Below are 15,936 nucleotides of genomic sequence, written 5' to 3'. Positions count from 1 at the left end.
CAAAACACTCCTCAAGGTTTCCTGGGATACGCACGCGCACCCCAGGATCATTACCCAGGATCAGCCGGTCACCGGGAAATGGGGCTTTGCGTCCGCGAATGTCTCGGGGAAGATCACCTTGATGTCATTGCCCTGCACCTGCGTGTTGACCGGCGCAGCGCCCATATTCTGCCCGTTGACGAATTTCGTCTCTCCGTAGGGCATGATGTGTTCCTTGAAGGTCGACGTGCCCAACGCTTCGATGATCTTCGCGCGATCGGCCGATCCGGCGCGATTGATGGCATCGGCGAGGAGCTTCACGCAGGAATAGTTCAGCGGCACGTTGTAGGCGAAGACCTTGCCCTGTGCCTCCACCTGCTTCTTGAGTTCCTGGGCTTTGGGATTGCGCGGATCGTACCAGTGATTGCAATCCATAATGCCGTTGGCGGCTTCCGGGAATTCCTTCACGAAGCGGTAGTTCGAGGCCGCTCCGTTGAGGACCGCATAGACGCCCTTTGGACGGATGCGCTGCTGCTGCATGGTCCGCGCGAGCAGCACGAACTCGCCATAATAGCTCGATGGGATCACGAGATCCGGGTTGAGCGAGCGGATACGCAGGGCCACGTTCGACATGTCGCGCGCCGGTGTCGGATGTGCGATCGTCTCAAGGATCTCGAAGCCGCGCTTCGGCAGTTCGGCCTGCATGAGCTTGGCGAGACCCGATCCGAACAGGCCGTCCTCGTGTACGAGGACGACGGTCTTGGCAGGCTTGCCAGCGCCGTCATTGAGCTTGACGAGGTTGTCAAGGGCAAAGCCCGTCACGATGCCGAAGCCCGGTGCGAAGCGGAACGTGTTCTTGAGGCCCCGCTGGACGATGGGGTCGCTCACGCCGACATCGACGATGTAGGGCAGGTCGTAGCGGGCCGCTGCCTGGGTGGCGGCGAGGCAGATCGGGCTTGCGAAGCCGCCGACGATGGCGGCAACGCCGTCGGCCTGCATCTTCTCGACCTCCTGGGTGCCCGCCTCCGGGTTCGAGCGGGCATCGCCAAACACCATTTCGAGCTTGGCGCCGCCCAAACCCTTGAGGCCGCCTGAATCGTTGATCTCCTTGATGGCTAATTCGGCGCCCATGCGGCCGAACTCGCCATCCTGCGCGAGAGCACCGGTGACGGGTTGCAAGATTCCGATCTTCACGGATTGCGACTGGGCACGCAGATAGGCCGGCATAGCGAGCACGGCTGCAGAAGCGGCACCCGCCCGCAAAATCGAACGGCGGGTTGGACGCATGATGTTCTTCATGTCGATGTTCTCCTCTGGTTTGATACCCGCACGGGACGGGGCTTCTGCTTGGGGCTCTCTGGCCCCTTGTTTTTGCGTTTATGGATCTCCGCCCCGGCCACGCTCGGCTTCACCACGGGATTCCATCGGCGTGCGCCAGCGGCGCCGGTTCGTATGAGGTCCATGTGGAAGGAGTAGCGATCAGGCCTGTAGAGAGCATGGAGATGCTCGACGCCCTGGCCTGACGGGTCCCAGACGACGCGCGTGAGCGACAGGAGCGGCGACCCGATCTCAAGTCCGAGAGCCTCCGCGACGTCGGGTCCAGCCAAGGTAGCACCGATGCTCTGGCTCGCCTCCTCGACGACGATTCCCGATCGCTCGAGAAGCCCGAGCAGCGGCATCGAAGCAAGGTCGGTCTCGGAGTAAGTCACGCCGATGCGCTCGGGCACATGTGTTATAAGATAGGAGAACGGAGCGCCGTCGATGAGACGCACGCGAATCGATCGCTGCGTGCGCTCGCCGGGTGCGAGACCGAGAGATACAGCAACACTCTCGGGCGGGTTCACGTAGGCAAAGGACAGAAGCCGCACACCGGTCCGCCGACCCATCTCGACCAGATGGGACAAGACGTTGGAGAGATCCGCGACGATCGGCCGAACCGAATTCCCCTCACGCACGAAGGTGCCGGAGCCAGGGCGGCGGTCAATGAGGCCGTCATTCGCGAGCGTATCGAGCGCACGCCGGACCGTGACACGCGAGATGCCGTATTCGGCTGCAATCGACAGCTCTCCGGGCAGCCTGGAGCCGGCCTCCAGCTCGCCGTTCAGGATGCGCTCGCGCAGAAGAAGATAGATGCGCCGCGCTTTGAGAGGTTCGACTGCGTCCACCAAGGTTGCTCGCTCTCAATCAAGAATATTGACTTATGTAGAGGACAGCTACCTGTATACCTTATAAGACATTTCCCTTGCGTCAAGCGGCCTCCTTGGAAATACTGGCCGCGGTTCCGACATGGAATATGAGAGCGCAATCGGGAGAACGAGATGGCGCAAAATCCCTCCGGTCCGAAGACCTTGTTCGACAAGCTCTGGGATAGTCATGCGATCGTGACGCGTGAGGACGGACAGACGCTCCTGTGGGTCGATCGGCATTTTGTGCATGAGGGCTCCTTTCACGCTTTCAACAAGCTGAAGGAACGCGGCGCGAGGGTCGCCCGTCCGGACCTGACTTTCGGGGTCGCCGATCATTACGTCCCGACCCGGCGCGCCGGGCGAAGCATCGATCCGGCGATCCGGAACATGCTCGACCAGCTTGAGCGCAACACATCCGAGAACAATGTGATGTTGTTCGGCTTGAATGACCCGCGCCAAGGGATCGTTCATGTCGTCGGACCCGAACAGGGATTGACCCTTCCGGGCCTGCTCATCGTCTGCGGCGACAGCCACACCTCCACACACGGGGCCTTCGGGGCTTGGGCTTTCGGCATTGGCGCTTCCGAGGTCGCTCATGTGCTCATGACGCAGACCCTCTGGCAGCGCAAGCCGAAGCGGATGCGTATCAATGTCGACGGAACGCTGGCGCCGGGAATTGGTGCCAAGGACATCGCATTGTCCATCATCGGGCGTATCGGGGCCGATGGGGCCCAGGGCCACGCGATCGAGTATGCTGGCTCGGCGATTCGGGCGCTTTCCATGGAAGGACGCCTGACCCTTTGCAACCTGTCGATCGAGGCCGGCGCCCGTTGCGGCATGGTTGCACCCGATAGGACGACGATCGACTACCTGCGCGGCCGGCCCTTTGCTCCTGTGGGTGCCGATTTTGACAAGGCGGTCGAGGATTGGATGCGCCTACCCAGCGACAGCGACGCCGTGTTCGGTCGCGAAGTCGTCCTTGACGCGTCGGAAATCGCTCCCGTGGTCACATGGGGCGTGAGCCCGGAGGACGCATTGCCGATCACCACGTCGGTCCCCGACCCGAACACGATTTTGGATTCGGGCAAGGCCGCACAGATCCGTGACGCGCTGGCATACATGGATCTCAAACCGGGCCAGAAACTCACCGACATCCGCATCGACCGCATTTTCATCGGATCATGCACCAACAGCCGCATCGAGGATCTGCGCGCGGCCGCCAAGGTTCTGGCAGGTCGCAAGTCCAAGGTGCCAGGCCTTGTCTCGCCCGGCTCGTCACTGGTGAAGCAGCAGGCTGAAGCCGAGGGCCTCGACCGGATCTTTCAAGAGGCGGGCCTCGAATGGGTGGAATCCGGCTGTTCCATGTGCGTGGGAATGAACGGCGACATCGTTCAACCCAACGAACGCTGTGCCTCCACGACAAATCGCAACTTCAAGGGGCGTCAAGGCCCTGGCGCTCGGACTCACCTTATGTCGCCCGCCATGGTCGCAGCGGCGGCTGTAGTGGGGCACCTCGCAGATGTTCGCCCCCTGATTAAGGAGCGCTCCTGATGCAACCCTTTCAGCATCTTGCCGCCACCGCCTGCCCCCTACCCTATGCCAATATCGATACGGACCAGTTGATCCCAGCCAGGTTCATGAAACGCTCGCGAGCCGAAGGCTATGGCGGTTACCTGCTCCACGACATGCGGTTTTCTGATGACAACACGGAAATTGCCGAATTTCCACTCAACCGATCGCTGTACCGTAATGCGCAAATTCTGGTGGCACGCCGAAATTTCGGCGCAGGATCTTCGCGCGAAGCGGCCGTATATGCGCTCGTCGACTACGGGATCCGTTGTGTGATCGCCCCGAGCTTCGGCGACATCTTTGCGTCCAACTCTGTCAACAATGGACTGCTCCCGGCCAGGGTAGAAGAGAAAGACGCGGAGGCCCTGATCCGTCTTCTTGAGAAAGACAGCGCACAGTTAGCCGTCGATCTTGAGAAACAGGCTATCCTTGCGGGCGAAATTTCGATCCCGTTCGCCATTGACCCGGTTTGGCGGATGAAGCTTCTGAACGGTTGGGACGATATCGATCTCACGCTCAATCAGGCACACGCTATCGCGCACTTCAGGGCAGAGGATGCCGCGCGGCGGCCTTGGGCCATTCCCCGCGTAGAGCGCTGACACGGTTCCTTCGGACCCATTCAGCTCCAGCCTCTTGGCCTACCCTTTTCCGGAAAGCGGCAGATCAGAATCCTGGTCGTCCATGCAACCGCAGCCAACCTTGAGCATTAGTTATTGCCAATCAATTTTGGGATACCTGATGCCCCAGCCGCTGGTAGCATATCAACTGCATCACGGGTCGCTTGTGCTAAACGTTCAGGGCACCGGTGCGCCAACAACGGGAAGCGACGCCAACACAGGTACGCGGCCTCTTCCGTCCGGAACGCACAGGATGGAAGGGGCCTTCGGCTATCTCGGCATGATGGTGTCCGGCCTCATCATTATGTTTGCTATCTTCCTTCTTGTGAGGAGAGCTCGTCGGCCAGACAGGCGGTGAATCTGTGACTATAGATGATCCGGCTTCTCAACAGAGGAGATGATCCACTCCTGGAAGGCCTTCATGGCGGGAGTTGAGCTCTTTGATTTCAAGTGTGTCAGCCAATATGCTCCTGTCGAGACGCTGTCGGCGAAGGGCTGCTTCAAACGGCCGGATTGCAAATCCCGCTCGAACATGAGTGGGGGCGCAAGGGCGACACCCAACCCTAGCCGCGCCGCTTCGACCATGGCCAACGACGAGTCGAAAACATTGCCCTTGACCGACAGATCGACGTCGACCCCTGTGACTCGGAACCATTTCGGCCATTCGTCTGCCCGATAGGATCTCAGGAGTGTTTCGCCCGTAAGGGCAACGGGATCGCGAAGGCGTTCGGCGATCTTGGGGTGGCACAGGGGCGACAGAGGTGCTTCGAACAGCTTGATGGCATTTGTCCCGTGCCATGCGCCGTCACCAAAGCGCACCGCGTAATCGAGACCCTCAGCGGCAATATCGACCCGGTTGTTGTTCGTCATGAGCCGAAGGTCAACGAACGGGTACAAATCACGGAAACTCTGCAGCCGTGGAATCAGCCATCCGAGAGCGAAGGTGCCCACGACCCCGACGGTGAGAACCTCTCGTACGTGCCCGCCGTCAAATCGCTCGAGCATGTCTCCGATGCTGTCGAAGGATGCGGAAACAGTGGGGAGGAGAGCCAGACCTTCATCGGTCAATCCCAATCCTCGCGGCAGGCGGCGAAAGAGTGCGACGCCCAATCGTTCCTCGAGGCGTTTGACCTGATGACTGACGGCCGCCTGAGTGACACAGAGTTCTATGGCCGCATGCGTGAAGCTGAGGTGCCGTGCCGCGGCTTCGAAAGCCCGCAAGGCATTCAAGGGGAGATGAGGGCGAACCATTGCCGACCTTAAATTTTCTAATGGCTCGGTCGAGTTATCATCAATTGTGACGCTTCGCCATATCGCTAGAAATGTCCATGGACCTGAATGAGCATCAGGCGCGGCCATCAGGCAACCTCGCCCATGCCGGTCCATAGAATCATTAAAGATTTTAAGGACATACCAACATGTCGATCTCTCCTAGAGCCGTGCTCCGGGTTTCCCTGCTCAGTTCCCTGGTTTTCTCGGTCGGCGCTGCAGAGGCCGGCAGTATCGACGAACGCGCGGTGATGTATGACCCGACACCTGCTCAAGTCGCAACGGTAGAACGACTTTCAGGAACGTCATCCGACCGCTTCGAGGCAAAGACCTTTGTTTTGCCTGACGGCTCGAAATTGCCTTATCGTCTTTTGTCGCCGCTTTCGGAGGACAACACCAAACCCCTGGTTCTCGTCATGCCCGGCTCGAATACGATCGGGGATGACAATACAGGACAGCTCGTCCCTTTTGCAAAGGCTTGGGCGGAACCGGAAATTGCTGAACGCTTCCCGGCATATGTGGTTGTGCCGCAGGTTGGGACCCGAAGTGCCGAGTATCGAATGAGCGGCGACGGGTTGCTCGCGTCCCAGCCTGGGAGTTCCTTGCCCGGTGTTCTGGCATTGATAAAAGACCTTACCGAAACCCTGCCGGTAGATCCGACTCGCATTTATGTGGTGGGGTTCTCCATGGGCGCTTCGGCTGCATTGAACGCTCTCGTCTCTGATCCGGATCGGTTCGCCGGGATCGTGGCATTCTCGGGTGTCCCCCCTAAGCGCGAACTCGCATCAGACGTCTCGCACATCCCTGCAATGTTGATCCACGGCACCAAAGACGATCAAAATCCGATTGCCGCAGACAAAGCCTGGGCGCGAGCCCTCGCACGAGCAGGGGGAGAGCCAATCTTTGTCTCATATAAAGGAATGGGTCACCGTGTCCCGGCGAACATGTTCACGGCAACGGACTGGCGGGAATGGTTGTTCGCTCAATCCCTTGGAAATCCCTAAGCCTGCTTATCAGTGTCACGGGCCGTTCAGACTCTCCAGATCATCCATCCGTGACGGCATCATCGCGAATGATGAGCATGGACACCACGAGAGCTTTCCGCCCGAGCCGGCGATGAGGCATGGCCATGCAGATCCGGGGCATCGCCAAGGTCCAGGTCGTCGTCTTCCAGATATTGAAAGTCGGAAGGCTCGAAGTGAGTTTCGGATCCGACGAGGCATTGTTCGAGTGCCGACCGGATGGCATCCGCATCCAGGTTGTGACCGATGAAAACCAGCTCCTGTCGGCGGTCCCCCCACGGGGATTGCCAGCGCTGCTGCAAATAGTGTCGGAATGCCGGGTTGCCGGGCCATTTGTCCCGGGGAACCGCGCACCACCAAAGTCCTTTGAAATTCACCCGGGTTTGAGAACCGGCTACCGAATAGTGCACCACATGGTCGGGGCGCGTTGCAATCCACAGATGACCTTTAGCCCGAAGGAGCCCGGGCCAGCTTTGGGTTAAGAAGGCCCGCAGGAGATCGGACCTGAAGGGTCGCCGGGCACGAAAAACAAAACTGGAGATACCATACTCGTCCGTTTCCGGCGTATGTTGCGCGAATCCGTAGAGTTCCTTGTACCAGAGCGGATGGGTCGCGGCCTTTCCTTCGCGGAACAATCGGGTGTTCAGAACCCGATCCGATGATACTTGGCCGAAATCAGTTTCGATGATCTCCGCTTCCGTATTGAGCACCTTGACGATCCGCCGGACATGATGCTTCTCAGCTTCTGTAACGGAGGAGATCTTATTGATCACGATGAGATCGGCGAACTCGATCTGATCAACCAGGAGATCGGCAAGGGATCGTTCATCGTCCTCGCTCGCAGCCTGGCCGCGCTGCCGGAGAAGATCCCGACCGTTGAAGTCTCTTGTGAGACTGAGGGCGTCCACAACTGTGACGACAGCGTCGAGCCGGGCCAGATCCGCGACTGAAAATCCTTGCTCGTCACGGAACGAAAACGTTGCCGCGATCGGTAAAGGCTCCGCGATTCCTGTCGCCTCAATGAGCAAGTAGTCAAAACGTTGCTCGCGAGCCAGCCTGGCAATTTCCTTATGGAGATCGTCCCTCAGGGTGCAGCAGATGCAGCCATTGGTCAGTTCGATCAGCTGCTCCGTCGTATGTGAAAGGTCGGCGCCTCCGTCGCGGATGAGATCCGCGTCAATGTTGACCTCGCTCATGTCATTGACGATGACGGCAACACGCTTGCCCTCGCGGTTATTCAAGACATGGTTCAAGAGCGACGTTTTTCCTGCGCCTAAGAACCCGCACAGAATCGTCACCGGCAGCAGAGTGGGAGGCGCAGTCGTCAAAGCCTCTGTCATGAATCCTCACGCAGTCTGGGAATTGAACAAAACGTCAACAAAATAGTTCGTCGAACGATAGCTATTCGTTGGAAAGAGTCCTGAGGATCCGTAGGCATAGACTCCATTGTTGCCGGATGGCGCCGTTAAAGGTCCGTTCGTGACAGGTGTCGTGAAGGAGTTGCTGGTCGATGCATAGCCGCCGTTGCTATGATAGGAGACCACATAGGTCTCATTGGGATTTATGCTGATAGGGCTCGTGAAGGTGGCCGTCTGCCAGCCGCTGGCGGTCTCGTTCTTGAAAGTCACGGTTCCCAGAAGGGTCCCGGTCGCCGTCCAGAGATGACCTTCATGCGTACCGGTGTCGCCACTGCCTTTGTAGAACTTGATGCCACTGACCGTACCGGCTGTATTGGTCTGGAACTTCATTCCAAGTTCTACGGGATTGGGATCAGCGTTTGAAAGAACCGCCGGTGTCGCGGATGCCGAGAACAGGGAGACCGGTGGAGCGCTCTCGTTAAGGACCGAAAGACTCACATTGGCCGACGCCGTGCCGCCTTTCCCGTCGGAAACGGAATACGTAAATCCGGCTGCTCCCGTATAATCGGTGGTTGGCGTAAAGGTAACGGTCTTTGTCTGGGCGTCATAGACGACGCTCCCATGGCTGGCGCCGCTGACACCCGTGATCGTGAGCGTATCTCCATTGGGATCGGTGTCGTTGGCCAGGAGCGATGCAGCCGAGAGCGTCAGCGCGTTGTTGCGTACGGTCGTTAACCCGCTGTCTGCATTCGCAACAGGAGGCTGGTTGACGACAGGTGCGGCGTTGAACAGGACATCGACATAATAGTTGGCGGAACCGTACGTGTTCGTCGGGAAGAGACCTGACGTTCCATACGCATAGACGCCATTGCTCCCGGCTGGCGCGCTGAGCGGCCCGTTCGTCACCGTCGATGTGAAATAGTTGCTGGTGGACGCGTAGCCTCCGTTACTATGATAGGAGACGACATACGTCGTGCCGGGAGTCAGGTCGATCGGGCTGGTGAAGGTGGCGGTCTGCCAGCCACTAGCGGTCTCGTTCTTGAAGGTCACGGTTCCCAGGAGGGTCCCGGTCGAGGTCCAAAGATGACCTTCGTGAACACCCGTATCCCCGGTACCCTTGTAGAACTTGATGCCGCTGACCGTGCCTGCCACGGACGTTTGAAACTTCATCCCGAGCTCAACGGCCTTCGGATCGGCATTGGACAATACCGTCGGCGTTGCCGAGGAAGAGAAGAGAGAAACCGGCACGGCACTTTCATCCACGACCGATAGACTCACATTGGCCGACGCCGTGCCGCCGTTTCCGTCGGAAATGGAATACGTGAAGCCGGCCGCTCCCGTATAGCCGGCCGTCGGAGTAAAAGTGATCGTCTTGGTTTGAGCGTTGTAGACAACGCTCCCGTGGTCGGCGCCGCTGACACCGGTGATCGTGAGCGTGTCTCCATTGGGATCGGTGTCGTTGGCGAGCAGCGATGCAGCCGAGAGCGTCAGCACATTATTGCGCACCGTCTTAAAGCCGCTATCGGCATTCGCGACGGGCGGCTGCTGAGGACCTCCGTCAAATACGACGTCAACCCAGTAATTGGCATTGTTGCCATTGGTTGTCGGGAACAATGCGCCGTCACCGTAAGCATAAACGGAAGCTCCGACAGGAGCCGTGAGCGGTCCGGATGTCTTAGGTGTCGTGAAGTAGTTTTGGTTCGAGGAATAGAACTTCGTATGGTAGGAGGCGATATAGGTCGCGCCCGCGGTGATCTGTATCGGTGTGGAGAGCGTTGCAGTCTGCCACCCTGAATACGTCATGTCGTCGAATGTCGCGGTTGCGAGCAATGTCCCGTCCGACGACCAGAGGTGAGCCACCCGTTCCCCAAGGATTTGAGCTGCCTTATAGAATCGAATGCCTGTGATGTAGCCTGATGTCGAGCTCGTGAATTTCATCCCGAGCTCGACACTGCGCCCATCCACGTCAAACAAGGTATCGGGCGTATCCGAGAAAGAGAAAAGGCTGTCCGTCTGAGCAGGCTTGACCGTGACGGTCAGCGGCGTTGTTGCGGCACCGAGATTGACGCTGTCATCGACTGCACGGGCCAGCACCTGATAAGTGCCGCTTCCTTGGGTATTCCACGTATAGGTCCAATTGTTGCGCCCTGTCGCCTTGTGCCAGGTCGCTCCTCCGTCGGTGGAGACTTCCACACCCGCGACGATGCCGCCGACGTCGGCGGCAGTACCGCTAATCGTGATCCGCTGACCTTCATAGATGTTGGCAGTGCCGTTCGGGAATGTCAGGGTCGCGGTCGGGGCCGTATGGTCGGTTGTGGTCGTTGCGAGGACGAGGCTGGCCTGAAGGGTCTCCGGCTGAACGCCCATGTCGGCGAAGAGATTGACCATCGCCTGCTGGACATTGGGATCGGTCTGGGTCGGCTGAACGGAGTTGTGGGAATCAAGACCCCAAGACCAGTAGACCGTACCGGCGCCGAACACGAGCGCACCGCTGGCTGCCCGGTAAAGCGTGAGGCTGTGGTTTGCCGTTCCTGGGCCTACGGTTGTCCCATAGTCCTGCAGCATGGTGTTCACGCTGACCGTCGAAAGAGACAGGTTGATCAACCCGTCCGGCCTGAAGCCGTTGTCGACGTCGGAGTCCCACTCATAGCCCAGCAGGTTCTTGACGAGCGAGCCGGTTTGTCCCTCCTCGAGATCCGCGATCGAGGTGTCCCGCCAAAAGCGGAACTGCGACATGTCATATGGGATCGTGATCGTATCCGACCGGTAGGAGTCGACCGTGAACATCGTGCCGGTAAGCGAATTCTCAGGCTCCTGCCCTGCATCGGCGAACCGTGGGTCCCGCCAGGTTCCCGTCGCCGTATTCGATGGGTCTATGCCGGAATGCGCCAACGTCTCTTTATATGTGACAAGGGTGCGATAGGGCGTGTCGGAGCCGTCGATGCTGGTTTCCCACCGGATCTTCCAATAGGCTTCGTTTCCGCTCCAGAAGGCCAAATTGACGCCTGCATCCCTAGCCGCCTCGACATTTGCCCGCTGCTCGCCCGACCAATACTCGTCGTGGCCGACGGACAAGAAGATCTTGCTGTTGAGAAGCTGAGCGCCGTCACGCGAGGAATCGACGCCAGAGATGTAGTTGACGTCATACCCGTTCTGTTCGAGCCAACGAATGGCCGGATACTCGGCGCCGAAAATGAAATCCCAGGGTCCTCCGGCGGGACTCGTGGTCGTGATGTAGGGGCGGTTGTAGCTGACCGCATAGGCTCGGCCGATGGACGTAAGCCCGCAGCTGCAATTCGGAGGCAGGTACGAGATCATGTCCTCCGGATTGAGAGGGACCTGTCCGTAATAAAGGCTTGCGCCACCCCAGGCATTATAGGCTTCCCAGGTCGTGTCGGAGGTCTGAAAGGTGATATCGCTCTTGTCCTCATCGTTTCGAACGATGAAGGGGATCAGATTTTCACCCGCCGTCCCATCCTCACGCACCAGCTTCGCGAAGTAGACGCCCGAGACCGCGTCATCCGGAACTTCCCAACTTGCGGAAACCGACCAGTTTCCGCAATCGATGAGGCCGAGTGAATAATCCACGATCGGATGCGGCTGTATTTGCGCTGCGTCCAGCGTCTTGTCGATCGATGTGATCTTGCGGGCGCCATCACCGCCGTAGTAGCCGAGACGGTAGATATCGAGACGATAGTGAGTGGAATCCGTTGCGATCTTGAAGTCGATCGTTTCGCCGTGATTGACGCTGATATTCGTGGCGAACCCTTGGATATTGTTGTCCCCAACCCCATTCCGGAGGCCCCACTCGGCTTCCGAATTCCCATCTAGCTGGTTCTCCAGCACAATGGCATTGGGTGTCTTGGGAGCTGCCGTTAAACCCAAAGCAGAGGCCATCGTGGTGCTCGATGCGGCTGTTCCTCCTGTCTCACTGCCTTCCTGCACGGTTTGACTCGTCCCAAGCGCCCGAGAGGCAGACCCGCCTTCCGACCCGTTGGTCACGGATCCGGAAGAGGCGGAAAGGGGAGACAGGGTGGCTGTGGTGGAAGTGGAGAGCGTGTCGAACGCGACGGGTATCTTTGCCGAGGGCACGCCGAACGCCATCGCGGAAACGGCAGCCGTTGTGGCCGGCGCGACAGAAGCCGGTTCGATCCTGAACCCATCCACCGCCGCCGGAGCCGGAGCCGTCAGAGGATCGAGATGACCGAGAGGCCGTTCAGGGGTAAGGCCATGACCGGCATATCCTGTCGTGTCATGGGAGGGACCATCATCGCCGTGCGAGGAAGAAGCGCTGGCGGCTCCGGAAAGCAATCCAACACTTGCCGATCCCTTCATCGCGACGGCGGCCGCTCCATCGGGATCTTTCTTTTCCTCCGAGGCTGGGCCCATGTCGTCATCGATGCCGGACCGAAGAAACCGCAGGCGCTTCAGCATGTTGTGGATCAGCTGGTCGTCCGAGATGAGCATCGTAGTCCCCTGGGCGCGTTCGAGAGGAAGCCCGGCTTAGGCACTTTTCCTCACGCTCAAGGTATTCGGACTTGGCGTCCTGATCAGGCGAGCAATGGTAGATCACTCCTTACGGGTAGGAACCGAGGCAGCTCCACGCGGAATCGCTCTTTCGTGCATCTCTTCGAGCCCCGCGGCAATTTAGGATTGTTTCCATAGCAGCCCATATCTCGATAGGATTATGTTTGGGCCCCTAGGAAGCCGGACCCTCCTCCATTTGCTCAAAACCAGAACCGCGAGAAACCGTATTCTTCTTAATGTATTAGAGACGTGATGGGTCTATTTCCCTAGGGGAATCCGCTCCTCCTGGGACGTGCCTTGTATTTTCTCGATAACCTGCGCCTCCTCACGAAGCTGGCGATCCCCGTCACGATCTTCACGCTGATCACGATTGGCCTCGTCGTCATGGCCAAGACCGGGGTCGAGACCATGGCGCTGAACACGCAGCACCTCGTAGATGTGGATGCCACACGGCTGAGCACGGCGCTTGCGATCAACGCGGAGGTCAATGAGGTCTCGAGCCAGGAAAAATTCATCCTGGTGAATCAGGATCCTGACATGCTCAAGGCGGCACAGGGCAAGCATGAAGCCTTCAAGAAGCAGGCGAACGCAGATCTCGACGCGCTTGCGCAACTTGCCGGTACCGACAATGATAAAGCGGCGATTGCCGCGATGAAGGACCTCGTCCAGAGCTACTTTGCACTGAGCGACAAGGGCATTGGCTTTGCGCTGAAATTCCAGGACGACGCCGCGCTCATGATTTCCAATGGAGAGCGCAATGTCTCCGTTCTGACCCAAGGTCTGACGTCTTCGGCAACGGAGATGGAGGCAACCGCCCAGACGATGACCCAGGTTGCGGATCAGACCGCAGGACAATCCGTGTCCGTTTCATCCGCCGCCCAGCAAACGCTTGCCAATGTACAGACGGTCGCTGCGGCACCGGAGGAATTGTCGATCCCGATTCGAGAGATCGCCGCGCAGGTGACGCGTTCGTCCCAGATTTCCGATCAGGCCGTGGCCGATGCCCGCCGAACCAACGACACCGTGCAGACTCTGGCGGTCTCGGCGGAAAAGTTTGGAAACGTCATCGCGCTCATCGACAGCATTGCGGCGCAGACGAACCTGCTGGCTCTCAACGCCACCATCGAGGCGGCCCGCGCCGGTGAAGCAGGCAAAGGCTTTGCGGTCGTGGCGGCAGAAATCAAGGAGCTCGCGAACCAGACCTCCCGGGCAACCGAGGAGATCTCGACACAGATCAGTTCTGTACAGCAGGCGACAGAACAGGCGGTTGCCGACATTCAACAAATTGCCCTGACTATCGGCGACATGTCGCAGATCTCGGTCTCGATCGCAGCCGCGATGGAACAGCAGGGTGCGGCCACGTCCGAGATCGCCCGCAACGTTCAGCAGGCAGCCCGAGGCACTGAAGCCGTTACGGGCAATATCGGCGAAGTTCATCGCGGCGCTGGCGATACCGGCAAGGCGGCGGCTCAAGTCCTGAACGCTGCCCAGGATCTCGCTCGACATTCCGCCAGACTCGGGAATGAAGTCGATTCCTTCCTCAACGAGGTCAAGGCAGCGTAGAGGCTGCTTCATAAGGAGATACCGACAGGGGCTGGACCGTTCCTCAATCATTGGGACGACCGCTCCCCTGCCGGTTTCCCATACGGAAATCCTATGCGATTGCCGTCATGCGCGCAGCTTCCGCAAGCTCCGCGAGCTGGCCCGCGACAATGCCCCATCCTTCATGGAAGCCCATGCTTTCATGGCGCTTGAGCGCTTCTTCGCTCCAGTGACGGACCCTCGCGGTATAACGGGTGCCGTCTCCCTCGGGATCGAAGGTGACGATCGCAACCATGAACGGATCCTGCGGAAGCCAGCCCGTTGTGAACGCATTGGTGAAAACGATCTTACGATTGGGATCGACTTCCAAAAAGACGCCTTCGTTCGGAATACGCGTGCCGTCGGGAGCTTCCATTTCCATGAGACCGCGACCACCGGGCCGCAGGTCGAGCTCGACGACGGGCGTCGTATAGGGGCGAGGGGCCCACCATTCACCAAGGCGCTCCGTCCAGACGTGATAGACCGTTTCGGGCGGTGCATTAATGAAACGAGTAATCGAAAGCTCGTGCGTCGTTGAAGGATGGCTCATAGGACGTTTCTCCCGTTCGCGTGAGGGCTAGGCGGTCGCCATGTCGGCTTGAGCCTGCTTGCAGGCCTCGAGATCCATCCACATCACTTCCCAGATATGTCCGTCGAGATCCTCGAAGCTGCGGCCATACATGAAGCCGTAGTCCTGCTTCGGGCCGGGATCGGCCAAGCCCCCTGCTCCCGCTGCTTTGGCCACCAAATCGTCGACAGCTTCGCGGCTCTCGGCGGACAGGCAGATCAGCACTTCGCTGGTGCGCTTCGCATCGGCGATGTCCTTTGGGGTGAACTGACGAAACTTCTCGTGTGTCAGGAGCATCACGTGGATGGTTTCGGAGAAAGCCATGCCGGATGCGGTGTCGTCGGAGAACTGTTCATTTTTCGTTGCTCCGACCGCCTGATAGAAGGCCGTCGCGCGGGCGAGGTCGCTGACGGGAAGGTTCAGGAAAATCATCTTGGTCATTGGGGTTCCTCCTGGTTGGTTTGACACCTATGTCCGATTTAGTTATAAATAGCAACTATGAAGTTAGAAAAAATAACTAAAGAAGCGAAGAACAATGCCAGACGTCACTACGATGACGCTTGCGCGACCGCGCACGCGCTTGACCTGGTCGGCGAGCGCTGGGCCCTCTTGGTCATTCGCGAGCTCATGTTGGGCCCGAGACGTTTCAGCGACCTTCGGACCAATCTCCCCGGCATCAGCGCGAACGTCCTGACACAGCGTCTCGAAGGCCTGGAGGCGGCCGGCATCGTCATTCGGCGCAAGCTTCCCCCGCCGGCGGCAGCTCAGGTCTACGAATTGACCGAATGGGGCTATCAGAGCGAGCCGATCTTTCAGTCGCTGGGGCGCTGGGCTGCTCGCTCGCCCACCCACGATCCGAGCCTTCCATTCAGCGCTGTGTCTCTCATGCTGTCCCTGAGGACAATGATCGACCCCGCTCGCGCTCGAGGACGCGATATCCGCGTCGGCTTTCGAATTGGGGAAGAAACCTATGCGGGCCGTGTCAGCGAGGGACAAATCGCGATTGAACGGGCCGCTCTGGACAATGTCGATCTCGTCTTTTCGGGCACCGCCCCGGCCATTGCACGCGCCATCTATGCGGGTCAGGAACTTTCGGCGCTCGAATCGGAAGGTGTTCTGCAAATCGACGGAGACCGCACCCTCGCAAAGAGGTTCGTGTCCCTGTTTCCGCTGCCTCCCAAGGCGGAGATCCCTGGCGGCTGAGGCTTGGCAGACCGATCACGGTCGTCTTTGATAGAATCGAGATCGAACGTTTCAGAA

The 15,936-nt window shown here is 59.1% G+C and carries 12 protein-coding genes; 5 read left to right on the top strand and 7 right to left on the bottom strand.

The window, feature by feature from the left end:
• Window positions 1–60: 60 nt before the first annotated feature.
• Window positions 61–1,278 carry an ABC transporter substrate-binding protein gene (locus tag LJD17_RS02440; RefSeq protein ID WP_227382429.1) on the bottom strand — a complete coding sequence of 406 codons (1,218 nt, stop codon included), beginning with the start codon at window positions 1,276–1,278 and terminating at the stop codon, window positions 61–63.
• Window positions 1,275–2,147 carry a GntR family transcriptional regulator gene (locus tag LJD17_RS02435; protein ID WP_264478226.1) on the bottom strand — a complete coding sequence of 291 codons (873 nt, stop codon included), beginning with the start codon at window positions 2,145–2,147 and terminating at the stop codon, window positions 1,275–1,277. The genes LJD17_RS02440 and LJD17_RS02435 overlap by 4 nt, the downstream gene beginning before the upstream one ends.
• Before the next feature lie 150 nt (window positions 2,148–2,297).
• Between LJD17_RS02435 and leuC the strand changes: the two genes are divergently transcribed.
• Both leuC and leuD read left to right on the top strand, forming a co-directional pair.
• On the top strand, window positions 2,298–3,716 hold the full coding sequence (gene leuC, locus LJD17_RS02430; protein ID WP_227382424.1) for a 3-isopropylmalate dehydratase large subunit: 1,419 nt from the start codon (window positions 2,298–2,300) through the stop codon (window positions 3,714–3,716).
• Window positions 3,716–4,333 (top strand): 3-isopropylmalate dehydratase small subunit, encoded by a 618-nt coding sequence (gene leuD / locus LJD17_RS02425; protein WP_227382422.1) that lies wholly within the window; start codon window positions 3,716–3,718, stop codon window positions 4,331–4,333. Before leuC ends, leuD begins: the two co-directional genes overlap by 1 nt.
• A gap of 384 nt (window positions 4,334–4,717) precedes the next feature.
• Here the strand turns inward: leuD and LJD17_RS02420 are convergent, their stop codons facing one another.
• Window positions 4,718–5,602, bottom strand: a complete 885-nt coding sequence (locus LJD17_RS02420) for a LysR family transcriptional regulator (RefSeq protein ID WP_227382420.1) — start codon at window positions 5,600–5,602, stop codon at window positions 4,718–4,720.
• A gap of 188 nt (window positions 5,603–5,790) precedes the next feature.
• Between LJD17_RS02420 and LJD17_RS24200 the strand changes: the two genes are divergently transcribed.
• Complete coding sequence (locus LJD17_RS24200; protein WP_227382418.1) at window positions 5,791–6,624, top strand: carboxylesterase family protein; 834 nt, start codon at window positions 5,791–5,793, stop codon at window positions 6,622–6,624.
• 59 nt (window positions 6,625–6,683) lie between these two features.
• Here LJD17_RS24200 and LJD17_RS02410 read toward each other — a convergent pair whose 3' ends face one another.
• Both LJD17_RS02410 and LJD17_RS02405 read right to left on the bottom strand, forming a co-directional pair.
• Window positions 6,684–7,982 carry a GTP-binding protein gene (locus LJD17_RS02410; RefSeq protein ID WP_227382416.1) on the bottom strand — a complete coding sequence of 433 codons (1,299 nt, stop codon included), beginning with the start codon at window positions 7,980–7,982 and terminating at the stop codon, window positions 6,684–6,686.
• A gap of 6 nt (window positions 7,983–7,988) precedes the next feature.
• Entirely contained in the window at window positions 7,989–12,467 is a 4,479-nt protein-coding gene (locus tag LJD17_RS02405; RefSeq protein ID WP_319799664.1) for a DUF4082 domain-containing protein, read from the bottom strand.
• 357 nt (window positions 12,468–12,824) lie between these two features.
• Between LJD17_RS02405 and LJD17_RS02400 the strand changes: the two genes are divergently transcribed.
• Window positions 12,825–14,090 carry a methyl-accepting chemotaxis protein gene (locus LJD17_RS02400; protein WP_227382414.1) on the top strand — a complete coding sequence of 422 codons (1,266 nt, stop codon included), beginning with the start codon at window positions 12,825–12,827 and terminating at the stop codon, window positions 14,088–14,090.
• A 91-nt stretch (window positions 14,091–14,181) separates the two neighbouring features.
• On the opposite strand, the gene LJD17_RS02395 is transcribed toward LJD17_RS02400, so the two are convergent.
• Together LJD17_RS02395 and LJD17_RS02390 are read right to left on the bottom strand one after the other, a co-directional pair.
• Window positions 14,182–14,658 carry an SRPBCC family protein gene (locus LJD17_RS02395; RefSeq protein WP_227382412.1) on the bottom strand — a complete coding sequence of 159 codons (477 nt, stop codon included), beginning with the start codon at window positions 14,656–14,658 and terminating at the stop codon, window positions 14,182–14,184.
• 27 nt (window positions 14,659–14,685) lie between these two features.
• Window positions 14,686–15,117 (bottom strand): VOC family protein, encoded by a 432-nt coding sequence (locus tag LJD17_RS02390; RefSeq protein ID WP_227382410.1) that lies wholly within the window; start codon window positions 15,115–15,117, stop codon window positions 14,686–14,688.
• 57 nt (window positions 15,118–15,174) lie between these two features.
• On the opposite strand from LJD17_RS02390, the gene LJD17_RS02385 reads away from it, so the two are divergent.
• Window positions 15,175–15,879, top strand: a complete 705-nt coding sequence (locus LJD17_RS02385) for a winged helix-turn-helix transcriptional regulator (RefSeq protein ID WP_227382408.1) — start codon at window positions 15,175–15,177, stop codon at window positions 15,877–15,879.
• Window positions 15,880–15,936: the final 57 nt, after the last annotated feature.

It is taken from the genome of Microvirga rosea (genome assembly GCF_020595095.1).
Lineage (GTDB): Bacteria > Pseudomonadota > Alphaproteobacteria > Rhizobiales > Beijerinckiaceae > Microvirga > Microvirga rosea.
Note: the sequence above shows the minus strand (reverse complement) of the source record. Positions and strands in the feature narration are given on the sequence as shown.